Origin of the sequence: Bosea vaviloviae (assembly GCF_001741865.1) — a bacterium.
Taxonomy (GTDB): Bacteria; Pseudomonadota; Alphaproteobacteria; order Rhizobiales; family Beijerinckiaceae; genus Allobosea; species Allobosea vaviloviae.
In genome coordinates this window covers 5,258,340-5,271,996 of the sequence record NZ_CP017147.1, presented here as the reverse complement: position 1 = coordinate 5,271,996, position 13,657 = coordinate 5,258,340, and the positions used below count along the sequence as shown (strand labels likewise).

At 64.0% G+C, this 13,657-nt stretch carries 12 protein-coding genes and 1 pseudogene; 4 read left to right on the top strand and 9 right to left on the bottom strand.

Going from position 1 to position 13,657, the window contains the following annotated elements:
- Nucleotides 1–3 precede the first annotated feature (3 nt).
- Together BHK69_RS24300 and BHK69_RS33445 are read right to left on the bottom strand one after the other, a co-directional pair.
- The gene (locus BHK69_RS24300) at nt 4–3,384 is read right to left on the bottom strand and encodes a tetratricopeptide repeat protein (protein WP_083269650.1); all 3,381 of its coding nucleotides are present in this window, start codon (nt 3,382–3,384) and stop codon (nt 4–6) included.
- 736 nt (nt 3,385–4,120) lie between these two features.
- Nucleotides 4,121–4,243 carry a hypothetical protein gene (locus BHK69_RS33445; protein WP_280142019.1) on the bottom strand — a complete coding sequence of 41 codons (123 nt, stop codon included), beginning with the start codon at nt 4,241–4,243 and terminating at the stop codon, nt 4,121–4,123.
- Between the two features lie 665 nt (nt 4,244–4,908).
- Between BHK69_RS33445 and BHK69_RS24295 the strand changes: the two genes are divergently transcribed.
- The 3 genes from BHK69_RS24295 (at nt 4,909) to BHK69_RS24285 (ending at nt 7,011) form a co-directional block, all read left to right on the top strand.
- The gene (locus BHK69_RS24295; RefSeq protein WP_069692348.1) at nt 4,909–5,139 is read left to right on the top strand and encodes a hypothetical protein; all 231 of its coding nucleotides are present in this window, start codon (nt 4,909–4,911) and stop codon (nt 5,137–5,139) included.
- A gap of 355 nt (nt 5,140–5,494) precedes the next feature.
- The gene (locus BHK69_RS24290) at nt 5,495–5,887 is read left to right on the top strand and encodes a ribbon-helix-helix domain-containing protein (RefSeq protein ID WP_069692347.1); all 393 of its coding nucleotides are present in this window, start codon (nt 5,495–5,497) and stop codon (nt 5,885–5,887) included.
- A 17-nt stretch (nt 5,888–5,904) separates the two neighbouring features.
- Entirely contained in the window at nt 5,905–7,011 is a 1,107-nt protein-coding gene (locus BHK69_RS24285; RefSeq protein ID WP_069692346.1) for an extracellular catalytic domain type 1 short-chain-length polyhydroxyalkanoate depolymerase, read from the top strand.
- 176 nt (nt 7,012–7,187) lie between these two features.
- Here BHK69_RS24285 and BHK69_RS24280 read toward each other — a convergent pair whose 3' ends face one another.
- The 7 genes and pseudogenes from BHK69_RS24280 to fliL form a co-directional block, all read right to left on the bottom strand.
- Nucleotides 7,188–7,991 (bottom strand): extensin-like domain-containing protein, encoded by an 804-nt coding sequence (locus BHK69_RS24280; RefSeq protein WP_148663569.1) that lies wholly within the window; start codon nt 7,989–7,991, stop codon nt 7,188–7,190.
- A gap of 4 nt (nt 7,992–7,995) precedes the next feature.
- Nucleotides 7,996–8,979 (bottom strand): L,D-transpeptidase family protein, encoded by a 984-nt coding sequence (locus BHK69_RS24275; protein WP_069693927.1) that lies wholly within the window; start codon nt 8,977–8,979, stop codon nt 7,996–7,998.
- 347 nt (nt 8,980–9,326) lie between these two features.
- Nucleotides 9,327–9,502, bottom strand: a pseudogene (locus BHK69_RS33255) (SDR family oxidoreductase); the annotation flags it as partial.
- 109 nt (nt 9,503–9,611) lie between these two features.
- Entirely contained in the window at nt 9,612–10,451 is an 840-nt protein-coding gene (locus BHK69_RS24270; RefSeq protein WP_148663568.1) for a MotE family protein, read from the bottom strand.
- Nucleotides 10,448–10,900 carry a DUF6468 domain-containing protein gene (locus BHK69_RS24265; RefSeq protein ID WP_069692343.1) on the bottom strand — a complete coding sequence of 151 codons (453 nt, stop codon included), beginning with the start codon at nt 10,898–10,900 and terminating at the stop codon, nt 10,448–10,450. Before BHK69_RS24265 ends, BHK69_RS24270 begins: the two co-directional genes overlap by 4 nt.
- 17 nt (nt 10,901–10,917) lie before the next feature.
- A complete protein-coding gene (gene fliM / locus BHK69_RS24260; protein WP_069692342.1) occupies nt 10,918–12,054 on the bottom strand; it encodes a flagellar motor switch protein FliM in 1,137 nt (378 codons plus the stop codon).
- 43 nt (nt 12,055–12,097) lie between these two features.
- The gene (gene fliL / locus BHK69_RS24255) at nt 12,098–12,604 is read right to left on the bottom strand and encodes a flagellar basal body-associated protein FliL (RefSeq protein ID WP_069692341.1); all 507 of its coding nucleotides are present in this window, start codon (nt 12,602–12,604) and stop codon (nt 12,098–12,100) included.
- Between the two features lie 292 nt (nt 12,605–12,896).
- On the opposite strand from fliL, the gene flgF reads away from it, so the two are divergent.
- Nucleotides 12,897–13,640, top strand: a complete 744-nt coding sequence (flgF, locus tag BHK69_RS24250; RefSeq protein WP_069692340.1) for a flagellar basal-body rod protein FlgF — start codon at nt 12,897–12,899, stop codon at nt 13,638–13,640.
- The last annotated feature ends 17 nt before the right edge of the window (nt 13,641–13,657 follow it).

Here is a 13,657-nt window from a genome sequence, read left to right as displayed (position 1 = left end):
GGCTCAGCCCCGCCTGGGCGGCGGGGCCACGCTTTCGGCCGCGCCGGTCTGGCCCTCGGCCGGCGGCAGCTCGGGTCTGGGGCGCTGCCGCACGACGGTGGAGTAGCCGGGGTAGCGGGCGCGATAGGCCGTCATGAAGTCGATCAAGGTGTCGGAGCCCGCTGCCGCGCGCGCCATCTCGCGGATGTCGGAGGCCTTGGCGCGGCTGGCTCCGGTGACGAAGGCGAAGGTGCGCGCATCCGTGCTCTGCGCCATCTTGGCGGCGAACTTGCCTCGCAGCCGATCCAGCGAGAGCGCCTCGTTCGACATGACATAGGAAATCGCGCTGCGCATCACGTCGGCACGCTCGCTTTCGCTGAGGGGGGCGGTGCCGCGCCAGCTTTCGCCGAGCATGCGTTCATGCGCCTCGCCGGCCTCCCGCCAGCGCTTGCCGGTCCAGAAGATGTCGGAGCGCAAACGGTCGACCTCGGGCCCGCGCTCCGCTTCCAGCAATTCGAGCGCCTGGTCGGTGCGCGACAAATCGGATAATGCCTTGGCCTCGAGCAGCAGGCGGGCGCGCTTGACGTCGCCGGGCAGTTCGATCAGCCGCGTCGTGTTGAGCGCGCGCAACGCCTCGACCGGCTTTCCGTTCATCAGGCTGATCATGGCGAGCTTGGTGGCGACGGTGGAGCGCGCCGCGCCGGTCAGGCGTTTCTCGATCTGGTAGCGCAGGATTTCGCCCGCCTGATCCAGCAGGTCGAGCTCGACCAGCCTGTCGGCCAAGAGCCGGGTGATCTCGTCGCCGCGCCGGCCGACCGGCAGGAACTCCTTGAAGTCGTAGAACAGGGCCAGCGCCTCGATGCGCGGCAACTGCTCGGCGCCGCGACCGCTGAACAGCTCGGCGAAGCGCTGGGCGGTTTCGTCATGCATGCGTCGCGTCAGCGGGTTGTCGGGGTAGTTCTCATTTGCCCGACGCGCGACCATGAAGGCGTCGCGCCAGCGCTGGTGGTCGGCATAGAGCCGACCGAGTTCGGCCAGCGCCTCCATCTCCAGATCGCCGCCGCGCCAGATGATCGATACCGTCTCCAGGCGGGCGATGGCTTCGTCGGACGATATGTCCGGCCGCTTTTCGACCTGTACCAGCTTGACCGCGCGCAATTGCGCCTCGGCGGCGACAGGCCGGCTGCGTGCCTCGAACAAGGGCTTGTAGCCGTTCAGCGCAGCTTCCGGCCGGCCGCCGACATCGTCGAGGATGGCGCGCAGGAGCGCGAGTTTCTCGGGCTCCACCAGGCCTTGCGGCAGGTTCGCGAGTTTTTCGATCTCGCGCTCGGCGACGGTGAGGTCCTGCATCGCCAGCGCCGCGCGAGCCTTCGCGAAGCGCAGTTCGGCCTGGATCTCCGGTGGATAGCGATCGAGGATCGCCTCCGCGCGGCGAAAACCGATGAGCGCCTGGGCGTTGCGCCCAAGTCTCTGCTCCGGCAAAGCGCGCCAGAGGCCGGCTTCGACATCCTCCTTGATCGGGCCTGCATCGAAGGCGGTGATCGCCTGCTGATTGCGATGCATGCGCACCGCGATCAGTCCCTTCAGGAAGAGCGGCTCGCGCTGATTCCGCGTGGCCGGGTCGTCTGCCATCATGACCGACAGGGGACCATTGGCTTCCGCCATCAAACCGTTGGCCGCGTAGAAGCGCGCCAAGGCGAGGCGCGCCTCGGATTTGCGGCCGCGCGAGGCGTCGGCGACGTCGCGCAGCAGGGCGCGTGCGCCGTCCCGCACGGTGTCGACGTGCAGCTTGCTCCATTGTTCGGGGTCGAGCAGGGGTGGCTGGGCGGCCGCAGTCTGGCTCGTGTCGCTCGGCGCCTCGGCGGCTACGTCGAGCGTCACGGTCAAGCCACCGGCGCGGCCGATCTGGGCCTGGTCGGCCGCGGCGCGCACCACGAGATCGTCGGCGCTGGGCGCGACGGCAAGTCCATGGGCGGTCTGGAGCAAGTTGAATTCGACGAACTGATAGGGCTTGGCCGTGACGCGCGTCGGGCCGAACACTGTCGCGACTGCCAGCGGCGTCCCGGACGGGCCCGGCTCGAGCCAATGCACTCCCGTCATGCCAGACAGCGGTACGGCGAGGATGGTTTGGCCGCGCTCGTCGATCGCGCGGCGCGGCGCAATCGGGGTCGCCGTCTTCTTCTGCGGCTCGCCAAGGCTCAGCGACCAAGTCGGGCCGTCATCGATCAGCCGTGTCAATTGCTGACTCGCCAGTCGCAGACGCACCAGCGTGACCTTGCCCTCGCGGGTTACGGTCGCGTCTTCGACGAGTTGCGGCAGGATGGTCTTGAAATCGGTCGGGTTGATCGTGTCGCGCGTGTCGAAGACGAGAGTGACGATCCCCGCGTCGATGAAGGCGGCCGCGCCGGTCATGCGCGGAAAGCGGAAATCGATATGCCCGCCTTGTGCAGTGCCGGCAGCCTCGATCTTCACCGCCTGGGGTGTCGGGTCGATGACCGGCGGGGCGACAGCCGCAGGAGTGGTCGCGGGCTGGCTGTCGGGAGCGACGGCGGAGGCTGCTGCCGCAGCCGGTAAGGAGGCGGGCGTCGGCGCGGCCTTCACCGCCGCATCCGTTCCTTCCGGCAGGCTCGCCAATGTCGGTCCGGTGGTCTTGGCGGGGCGCAGGAGATCGACCGTCAGCCCGTCCTCGTCCTGGAAGTTCCTGACCTGCCAGTCCTTCGGAATCGAGAGTTCAAGCCGTGTCGCGGTCTCGTCGGTCTCGTGGGAGAGCAGCGCGACGCCGTCCGGTAGGGCGCGTTTGAGGGCTATGGGCTCGACCGCCAGCGGCTGGTCGAGGGTCAGGTTCAGAGTGCCGTCCTCGAGCGCAGTCGTGAGAGCGGTCCCCGGAGGGGCCTCGAAGATCAGGCGCTCCAGCGTCGGCAGCTTGGCGCCGCGCATGATCAAGGGCTTGTTCTGGGGCCGTGGCTGGCGGGCAGCTTCCTTGACGCGGGCTTCGGCCTGCTTCAAGCGCTCCGCCATCTCGGCGATCACTTCGGGCGGTGGCCCGGGCAGCAATCCGGTCCAGCTCTCGGGCAAAAGGTCGATGAAGGCCTTGTCGCCGGCCTCGATCAGATTGGCGCGGAACCTCTTGGGAAGCGCGAAGCGCATGCCGCGCCCGTCGGGGTCGAGCCGCGCCAGGGTGATGTATTCCGGCAGCTCCTTGGCGATCTTGTTGATGTCGATCTTCACCGGGGAGGCGAAGGCGACCACGAGCACGCCATTGTTGAGGCGGATGCGGGTCGGCGTCGGTTCGTCGAAGGTCAGGGCGAGGCGGCCGAAGCCCGGCGGCATGTCCTGGCCGCGCAAGGTGGCGTTGGCGGCGAGCGTGGGCTCGCACAGGCCCGCGCCGATGGCGAGCGCAGCCAACCCGATACCGAAGGCAAGGGAACGCGGGACACGCAAAACCGGAGAACTCACGCAACGCGACACGAACGGGCCGGAGCGGCCCGACCAGGCCGTCCGCCTGCTTTGGACGCTAGCCTGTCAAGGATAATGCCGGGTTAACGTGGCTTCAGCATAATATTCTTGTGGAACAATCGTTTAGAGCAGGATACGAAAAAGTGGGAACCGGTTTTTCGCATCCTGCTCTCACTCTTAGATGAGGGACGGATTCAGATTTCAGCTGGGACCACTTGGTGATCCCAGCTGAAATCATCCGGCTCTCGTCGGTTCGTCGGGATTACGGGCTTGGGAAAACAGGGGAGCCGTCGTGGGCCGGCCATGGCACGCTGCCAGCCACGCGACAATTTCCAGGGCGCACAGGATTTACGTTTGCCCGCCGGCTGCGCAGGCTGGCTTCGCGCTCGTAAGGCCAGGAATATGCCGTGCCGGCTAAAAAGCTGGTGCAATTATCGAGAAATTAACCATACTTCCATACAGGTCAGTAGGGGGTCGCGTTCTATCCGAAACAAGAGCTGGGTTGGAGGACGCGATGCTGATTTATGTCGGGATTTTCTATTTGTCGTGCTTCGCGGTCTTCCTGGAGCTCGTCGATCGCGCTCCGGTCATGGATTGACGTTCAGCAGACGCCAGGCAATCCAACCCAGAAATCCAACCCATGAAACCGTCACGCTGATAAAAAGTAGCGCTGTCGTGACGATCGTCAGCCTTTGGGCGAGTGTCTTTGCCGAGGCCTGATCTGTTGGCGGCGTTCGGCTTCAAGCGCCGGCTCGTCGTCGCCGATGCCGGCGACCAGGTCATCGCTCGCTGCGGTCTGCGAATTCATGGAGGTGGCCCTCTTTTGCCTGACCGCTCATGAAGGAAATCCACAATCACCGGTTGCGTCAAGTCCAACTTTCTTTTTAAGGGAGGGCGCGCCGGGTTGCGCGCGAAACTCCCCGTGGTTTTCAAGCGCGCGCGGGATCGACCCTCTCATCAATGAGTGAGAGCAGGATCAATGCGAAAAACCGGTTTCCACTTTTCGTATCCTGCTCTAGCGGTTTGTGTGCCGCGACCCTTATGGGCGTCCTGGCGGAATGGGCGCTCGCCCCCGATCGATGCGCCTTGGCATTGCCCCCGGTTTTTATCCAGCGCTGAGTTCGTTTCCGGCGGGTTTTGACGTGCCCCCAGATTTTGGGCCAGCGCGAGCTGGAACCGGGGAACCAATAGGCCGCGGGGGCCGTTGGGGTTCCGCAGCTATCGACGCCCACTGATACCGGGGGACCCGAGGGCCTGGAAAGACTGATGGCGGCCCCCCAAACCTGTTTGCGAAAGGCCGATAAGAGGGTGTGGCGAATTCGGACCGGCCACGCTCTCTTTCATGCATTTGTGTGCCGTTACAGCTTTGGCCGGATGGCTGGCTGGCTTTTTGGCCCGATCGGCGCCTCGTCGCCGAGGTAGTGGAACACCTCTCCTCTGTCATTGGTTTCCTCGGCAAAAGAGGAGGAGACGATGGCAAAGCAACCCGAAGCCCTGGCGACTTTCGCGGCGAGTGCGCGCAACAACAGCAAGAAGCCTGACGATGTCGGGTTGAAGGCCACGCCGGCGACAGACGGCCTGAAAACCGATCCCGCACAGAAGGTAAAGGCGGCGACCAAGGTGCTGCGCGAGGGCGTGCTTCACCGTGACGAAGGTGCTGACGAAGCCGTAGATAAACTGCCAGATCGGACGCGCGACCTGTGAGCACCTGATAGCTCGGCATCGAGGCGCAATCGATTACCTCGTGATCTACAGCGGGGCGACCAAATTCGAGAACCGACGCCCGCGACGGGCTCGGTCATCTCAGGACGCTTTTGGCCATCTTAAAGCGATAGGCTTCTTCTTGGAGGCTGTTGCTCCATAAAGCAGGCGTCGTGGTCGATGGCGGTGTCGTCAAACTCAGCGGAAACGCTAGAGATTTTTTGAAACCGGCCCGTATGCGCCAATGGGACCGTGGGCCAAGGGTTCGCACTTTGGCCGGAGCCGTAGTAACGACTCGACTTGATATCTGCTTTTCAACATCCATATACCATCCCTATGGATGGTATATGGATGAGAAATGAAAGCGCCTGACAGCGAAAAGCTGACGCTGAATCTCGGTTTCGTTGACCTTGGTCGCATCGATCTTCTGGTCAGGGATGGGTTCTACTCGAACCGGTCCGACTTCATTCGCACGGCGATCCGCAACCAGCTTTCGACGCATGCTGACGTCGCGGCGAAGGCAACGACGCGGCTGGCTCTCGAACTTGGGCTGCGAACTTTCACGCGACAGGACCTGGAGGCGGTGGTTGCCGCCGGCGAACAACTCGAAATCCGAGTTCTAGGCCTGGCGATCATCGAAAACGACGTCTCACCGGAGCTTGCCAGGAACGCCATCGCTTCGTTGACGGTCCTCGGCGCGCTGCATGCTGCTCCCCAGATCAAGGCCGCTTTGGCCGATCGCCTGACATGACAAAAAGGATATTCTTGATGAACCCGCGCTTTCACGCCGCCATCGCGGAAGCTACGACCCGTCTCAAGACGGCCGATGTGGCGGGCGCGACGGCAGCCATCCAGCGCGCACTCGCTGGCCAGGCCCCTCAAATGCGACAACGCCCTGAGGACGGCGAGGCGAACACGGTCGGTTTCAAAGTTCCTCTCCGCCGCCGATTGGGCGATGTCCTGAGAACGCTTCGCGACGACCAGAAGCATTTTAAGCAACCCGCAAGGGATAACGATCGCAGCACCGACGTCCCAGGAGACGGCGAGCGCTTTCGCCAACGCAGATTTCAAGCTGCTGCCGGATCGGTGACCTACAAAGTTTACGTACCTGCGAACCATGCCGAGCGCGAACTGGCGCTGGTCATGATGCTGCATGGCTGCACGCAGGACCCCGACGATTTCGCGCGAGGTACACGGATGAATGCGCTGGCCGATGAATTCGGCCTGATCGTCGCCTACCCTCACCAACCGCGATCGACCAATGCACAGGGCTGTTGGCATTGGTTCGATGCACGTCATCAAAAGCGCGGTTCGGGCGAGCCTGCGGTGCTTGCAGGCCTGGCTCAAGCGCTGACCGCCGAATTCAAGATCGATGGGAAGCGGGTCTTCGTCGCGGGTCTGTCGGCAGGTGGCGCAATGGCTGATGTGCTGTCATCGACCTACCCCGAGGTCTTCGCTGCGGCCGGCATCCATTCTGGGCTCCCGCATGGAGCGGCCTCTGACGTCGTGTCAGCATTCGCTGCGATGAAGGGTAATGCAAAAGCGACCGCCCGGCCGGAGGAAGCGAACACCAGAAAGATCATCTTCCACGGCGCGGCCGATGCAACGGTTCACCCGTCAAATGGCGAGATGGTGTTCGATAGGACGCGGTCTCGCCACGGGAAGCTGCCGGAGGTCACGACCGATGGCGTCGTAAACAGCAAGCGCGTTACCCGGACGTTGCTCGGATCGGCAACCGGTCCTGCGATCGCCGAGTATTGGCTCGTTCACGGCAGTGGCCACGCCTGGTCAGGTGGTGACAACAAGGGAAGCTTCGCAGACGCAACAGGCCCCGACGCGTCGCGTGAGATGATCCGGTTTTTCCTCGAAAGTTGAGGAGAGACCGGAGGAATGCAAAGGGCAGGCGGTGCGCTTCTCGGAGCTAATCCGAACCGACGTCGCATATTGGACCTTCGCTCCGCGCGAGGAGTTCCTACCTTGGGAGCTCGTGACCGAGGGAGCCGAGGCGGTTTCTGAGAAGCGGCGAGCAGCCTGGTCAGACGCTCTCTCGCTCATTCGACCGTCCATTGGCAGATCCGAAAGTCGCGCGAGCGCTTCCGCATGTCGAGGTGGAGGTGATCTTTATGGGCGCTGTCAGATCCCGGCCCGAGCACGGTCGTAAATCTTGCGCATGCGCTCTTGCTGATCGCACTGCGCATCGACAGCGTCGCCTCGTCGCGGCCAGCTAGCGCGATGGTGCGTCCGTCTTGCATTTTTAACGCAGCGACATCTAGCGCGTTGCCACTGGCATGCTCGCTGATCGGAGCGCCAGCGACACCGTTGCGTGGCCGACAGGCATGTCCGCCGACACCGGCTAGAGTGGCGAGCTTGGCGTTCTCTCGCGCGGCTATCCCCGAAAGGTCGTCGCGAGTCCAGATCAGGACTTCGAGCGCGAACGAGCAACGGACCGTAATCGCGCTGTCCAGTTCGACCTTGGATCCGTCCGGCATATCGATACGCTCGAACGTGACGGGGTCGTCAATACCGCAGTCGCCGGTGCTGCTGGCAGATGCCAGGGGGAGTGCGACGCCACCGCGCTCCTTGAACGTCTCGACGCAGGCCGATGGGCCCGGTGGCTTCTCCGGTATCTGTGCCTGTGAAGGAGGGGAGGCGGCCTTCGCCGTCGCATCAGGCACGAACTCGGCCGGACGCCGCGGCGGCAGGGGCATTCTCACCAAGGTTTGCGTCGGGCGGGCTGATCGTTTCACCCCAACGGCACGATCCCGCGTGGCCGGTGCGGACAAGGCCGGTGCAAAGCTTATGAGCAACGCGATCGAGATTGCGACGGCTTGTCGATGGCCGCTGGGGACACGCACGCCCTCAGTCCACGAAACGCACCGGCACGCCCGGCTTCACCAGGTCGGCGAGTTCCTCCGCATCCCAGTTCGTGAGTCTCACACAGCCATGCGACGTCGTCTTACTGACCTGCGAGGGTTCGGGGGTGCCGTGGATTCCGAAAGTCGGCTTGGACAGCGCAATCCAGATCGTGCCGACCGGGCCATTGGGGCCGGGTGGGAGCACGAGGGTCTTGGTGTTCTTGCCTTGCTGGAAGTTCTTTTCGGGGTCGTAGGTGTAGTTCGGATTCCTTGCCACTCTCTCGACCGTGTATTCGCCCGTCGGAGACGGGGTGTTCTCGCTGCCGATGGTCGCTGGATAACTCGCCAGAACCTTGTCATCGGCGCCGAAGACCACAACCATTCCGGTGCTCTTGACCGCGTCGATCCGCCGGGCGCTGCCCTTCTCGAGCGAGCGTTCGGCGGAGACCACGAAGAGACTCGCACCTGCCTCTGAGAAAGCCGCGTCGGGATTGAGTGCCCTCAGAAGCTTCTCGCTCATGTGGAAGCGCTCTCCCAGCATCTCCTCAGGGCTGGTGTAGGACAGGCGCTTCATCTTGGCCTGCTTGGCATAGTCGCGCGGTATGGCGTCGGCGAAGTCGTACGCTGTGTCCTTTTCTGAGAGCTTGTATTCGGACACGACATCGTTGGCGCTGTCACCACCAAGGCCGAGCCAAGTGAGCTCATCCATCTCATCGCCGGCGCCAAGGTTCGCCTGACGTCGGAACTGCGCGACGGCTTTGCGAAAGTTCTCACCGTGGCCACCGTCGATGACACCGGGCGATATGCTGCGACGACTGAGAAGCACCTGGGCCTTGACGATAAACGGATCCGGTCCGGCGCCCCACGGGCGCTGCCGGTCGGAGAACGTCACCTGGTTAATCTGATCGGCGGTGAGTGCGAGAGCTGAGTTTGCTCCCAGACCCAGTACCACCGCCAGCATCGCCATGCGCAGATTGGCGGTTTTCATAATTGCCCCCATGAGCCAACTAGCTCTATCCACCTGCAACGCGCCTGGGCTGAGAAAGTGCCGAGAGAGGTTCGCGAAAGCCTCGCTCGGGAGGCGTCGTTCAATCGCGGCCCGAGCGTCGCTCGACGATCCGGTTGTACGAAGAGCTGCGCGGGCGCGGCTATGATGGCGCGCACGCGGAGTTGTGTTCGGCGTCAGCCAGGGCGGTGGTTGCCGACGGCATCTAGGCCAGCAAACGGCGCGGGGGCTGACTCGGCTTCATTGGGCGGCATCGAACCGGTAAAGCGCCGACAACCCGAGCATGAGCAAGTTCGAGCTCTTACTTCGAGGGGGCAGGTCACCGTCCCGCCACCGTTGGCGCCGTAGATTTGACCGGTCGTAAGCTGGCATCTTCCGCCGCTGGTTGGACAAATATTGATGCCAATTCTGCAGGCTGGCCGGGCCGGCCAAGCGCGGTCATCCCGCCAAATTTTTCTAGTTTCTCCTGAGTAGCGCCGCCGCTGACCTGCAGTGAAGTCCAGATCCGGTTGGATCGTTCAATTGCTCCAGGTTTTTGTTTTAACGCGTTTTCTCCGCGCAAACGCTTCGCGTTTGTCGCGGGGGAACCGGTATCCACTTCGCTCGAAAACGCTCTACCGGCGCGGAGCGGGCGCGATGGCCGGCAGTTCGTTACCCGGGAGCGGCATGAGTTCGGCCGTGCTGCGCTCGGGCGCGCGCGAGCTGGTGGCGAGGGCCACCGTCAGCTTCTCGGCCCGCTCGGGCGCCATGGCGGCGAGCACGTCGGACATCTTGCGCGGGTTCATCTGCTGAACAACCGGCAGCAGCACGTCGAGGCTGAGGCGGTCGAAGACGCGTGCGGCGTCCTTCGGCTTCATCGTCTCGTACATGATCACGAGATTCCTGATCGCCTTGAGTTCGTCCTCGGCGGGTTTGCGCTTGGGGCCGTCGACCTTGTCTTCGAGCTGCTTCAGGTCGCCGACGCGGCCGTCGAGCTTCTTCTCGGCGGTGTCGAGCAGGCGTTCGCGCATCTCCAGTTCGCGAATCCGGGCATCAATCTCTTCGCGCCGCTCGCCGAGGCGTTCGAGAATGGCCCGCTCAGCGGGAGAGGCGACCTTGGCCGTGCCGTTGACGACGCCCGCCTTGTTGTTGGGGTTGGCGGCGCGTGCCGCATCGGCCTTGGCTTCCGCCTCGGCCTTCTCCTGTTCTTTCTTCGGATCAGGCTTGTCGACCGAGCCGGTCGTCTCCGGGTCGCGCAGGGCGCGATCGGGTGCATGCGCCTGGGCGATCACCTTGGCGAGGGCCCAGACCTGGGGCTCCGGCTTTACTGGGCGCGTGCTGTCGGGGGAAAAGACGCTCGCGCTTGACGGCACTTTTCCCGGATAGGGCTCCGCCGTCCAGGCGAGCAATTTCAGCGCCAGGAGACCCATGGCGCCGAGAATCACTGCCGGAAAGAGGCGGGGCCTTTCGATCACGCGGCCTGGCCTTCCAGGCGCCGGGCGGCGCGGGCGCGGATGGCGGCCGCGGATTCGGCGGCGCTGGCCATGCGCGAAATCGGGGTGGGCTCGGGCGCAGGCGGTTCCGGGGCTTTCGGCGCGACCAGCGTGGCGGCGCTGACGATCTGCGAGATCCGCTCCATCACGGTCTGGCCGGCTTCGATCTGGGCGGCGAGGTCGGCGGCGTAGCGCTCGGCGGTGCGCAGGCGCTCGGCCAGGGTGCGGTCGCAGTCGCCCAGCGTCAGCTTCAACCCGGCGATGGCGCGCTCGGCGGTATCGGTCGCCGAGATCAGCGCGCCGACGGTCTGGCGCATGGCGCCTTCGTCGGCCTTGAGCCGCTCGATGCGCTTGGCCAGCACGTAGCAGGTGATGATGGTCGCGACGAGGAGGCTTGCGACGAGGGCATCGGCGATGAGGGTGATCGTCATGGCTTGCTATATCCGCGTCAGGAGGTGGAACCGAGATGGCTCGTGGCGCTGTCGAAGGCGGCGATCGTGGTCTTGGAGCGGCGCAGCGGGCTGACGACCTGAACGGCGATCTTGTCGTCGACGCGTCCGATCCGGCCCTCGCTGACGATGAAGTCGCCGCAGCGCAGTGCGACCGTCGAATCGGGCCTGGCGTCGAACATCAAGGTGTCGCCGATCTCGAGTTTCATCACCCGCTTCAGCGGCATCTGCGTCTCATGGAGCACGCAGGTCACGGCGACGTCGGTCTGCCAGACCTCGGTCGCCAGATGGTTTTCCCAGATCGCATCACGCCCGAGCTTCTCACCCATGAAGCTTTCGAGCAGCAATTCGCGGATCGGCTCGATCGTGGCGTAAGGCAGCAGCAGATGCAGGCAGCCGCCCCGGCCTTCCATGTCGAATTTGAGCTCGACGCGGATGGCGGCGTTGGCGGGGCGGGAGATCGAGACGAAGCGCGGATTGGACTCGATGCGATCGACCGTGAAGCGCACCGGCGAGAGCGGTTTGAAGGCGGCCTCGGCATCACTCAGGATCAGCGCGATGACGCGCTTGAGCATGTTGATCTCGATCGAGGTGAAAGGGCGGCCGTCGACGCGCGGCGCCGGCTGGCCGCGCTTGCCGCCGAACATCGTGTCGAGCACTGAATAGATCAGCGAGGACTCGATCGTGATCAGGCCGAAATTGTCCCACTCTTCGGCCTTGAACACCGAGAGCATGGCGGGCAGCGAGATCGAATTGATGTAGTCGCCGAAGCGCACCGAGCGGATGCTCTCCAGCGAGACCTCGACATTGTCGGTGAAGAAGTTGCGCAGGCTGGTCGAGAGCAGGCGCACGAGACGCTCGAAGATGATCTCGAGCATCGGCAGGCGTTCATAGGCAACCGATCCGGAATCGACGATGGCCTGGATGCCGTTGCGGGCGTCCCTGTCGTCGCCGCCGACGGAGAAACCGAGCATCGTGTCGATTTCGTCCTGCGACATCAGGCGGTCGGTGCCGCCATCCTGCTCGCCTTCCTCCACCAGCATGTCGGGCATGGTCGCCCATTCGGCCGCCATCCCTTCCGGGCTGAGGGGCTCGTTCTTGGGCTTGCCGGCTAGGTCGAGGTCGTCGTTGCTCATGTCTTCGTCGTCATCCCGGCTGGTGCGCGGAAGCCCGGAGGGCTCACTGCACCAGCAATTCCTTGAACAGCACCGCGTCGATCTTGGCCGGATAGACCGTGACGTTGACGCGGCGCAGCAATTCTTCCTTGAGGCGATACATGCCGGCCGAGCCTTCCAGATCGGCCGGACGCAATTCGCGCATGAACACCTGGAAGGCATCCTCTACACGCGGCAGCAGCGGCTTGATCTCCTCGGAGACCTTGGCGTCAGCGATCTCGAGCACGACCTTGACCTTGATGATCGGCTGGCGGTCCTGCTGGCCGCCCGGCGAGATGCCGATCATCATGTCCCGCATCTCGACGAAGCTCGCCGGCTTCTTGGCGGCCTTCGCATGCTCGGCCGCTGCGATCTGCTCCGGGGAGGGCTGCTTCAGGAAGAAGAACCAGCCGCCGCCGAGCCCGGCGAGCAGCAGCGCGCCGCCGATCATGATCAGCTTCTTCTTGCCGGGCTTGGACGCTTCGCCGCCCTCGGCATCCTCTCCGTCGGTCTTTCCGGTCTTCTTCGACATCGCAGCACCGCCTCGGGCTGGGCGCGCGCGGCATCGATGCCCTGCTCCCTGACATTACCCTGATCAATCACGGTTAACGCGTCGTTAAGGACGGCAAATCTTGCCGGGTCATTTCTGCCCGAAGTCCCGAATTTGCCGGGCTGCGTAGTCCCGTAGAGAGCAAAAATATATGTTATAAATCAATATGTTGATTGATTTTAACTATGTTGGCACAGCGCTTGCGGCTGTGGTGCTGCGATGGCTGCGCTGGGGAGCGTCGAAGCGATCGCGGGACAATTCGGGAGACCATGCCGTGGAGAACGCGCTTCTCGTCGGCCTATCGCGTCAAATGGCTTTGGCGCGCGAGCTGGATGTCATCGCCAACAACCTGGCGAATACCAGCACGAACGGCTTCAAGTCGCGCTCGGCGCGCTTCAATGAATTCATCATGCCTGTCGCCAGTGCCGAGACCTTTCCGAGCGGCGACCGGCGGCTCTCCTATGTCATCGACAAGGGCACGCCTATCGACCTGTCGCAGGGCGCGCTGGAGCGCACCGGCAACCCACTCGATGTCGCGTTGCGCGAGGATAACTACCTCGTGGTCCAGACGCCGAACGGCCAGCGCTACACCCGCGCAGGTTCGCTGAGCCTGAACCAGCAGGGCGAGCTCGTGACCAAAGGCGGGCAGCAGGTGCTGGGCGAGGGCGGGCCGATCCGCTTCAGCAACACCGAGACCAATTTCAGCATCGCCGTCGACGGTACCGTCTCCAGCGATCAAGGCGTCCGCGGCAAGCTCAGGCAGGTCCGCTTCAACAATCCCCGTGCGCTGAGCAGCGACGGCAACAACCTGTTCGCCTCGGCCACGCCGCCGCTGCCGGCCGGGCCGCAGGCCAGGCTCGAGCCCGGCGCGATCGAGGGCTCGAATGTGAAGGCCATCATCGAGATGACCCGCCTGATGGAGGTCCAGCGCTCCTATCAGGGCATCGCCAACATGATGACCAAAACCGACGAACTGCGCACCAAGGCGATTTCCCGCCTGGCCGATCAGCAAGCCTGACCCGGGGAAGGAGCAAA

Bases quoted from the DNA above. Each gene is read 5' to 3' on its own strand.
- fliM (WP_069692342.1), bottom strand. From the start codon at position 12,054: ATGAGCAACGACGACCTCGACCTAGCCGGCAAGCCCAAGAACGAGCCC.
- fliL (WP_069692341.1), bottom strand. From the start codon at position 12,604: ATGTCGAAGAAGACCGGAAAGACCGACGGAGAGGATGCCGAGGGCGGC.
- BHK69_RS33445 (WP_280142019.1), bottom strand. From the start codon at position 4,243: ATGAATTCGCAGACCGCAGCGAGCGATGACCTGGTCGCCGGCATCGGC.
- BHK69_RS24290 (WP_069692347.1), top strand. From the start codon at position 5,495: ATGAAAGCGCCTGACAGCGAAAAGCTGACGCTGAATCTCGGTTTCGTT.
- BHK69_RS24295 (WP_069692348.1), top strand. From the start codon at position 4,909: ATGGCAAAGCAACCCGAAGCCCTGGCGACTTTCGCGGCGAGTGCGCGC.
- BHK69_RS24275 (WP_069693927.1), bottom strand. From the start codon at position 8,979: ATGAAAACCGCCAATCTGCGCATGGCGATGCTGGCGGTGGTACTGGGT.
- BHK69_RS24285 (WP_069692346.1), top strand. From the start codon at position 5,905: ATGAACCCGCGCTTTCACGCCGCCATCGCGGAAGCTACGACCCGTCTC.
- BHK69_RS24265 (WP_069692343.1), bottom strand. From the start codon at position 10,900: ATGACGATCACCCTCATCGCCGATGCCCTCGTCGCAAGCCTCCTCGTC.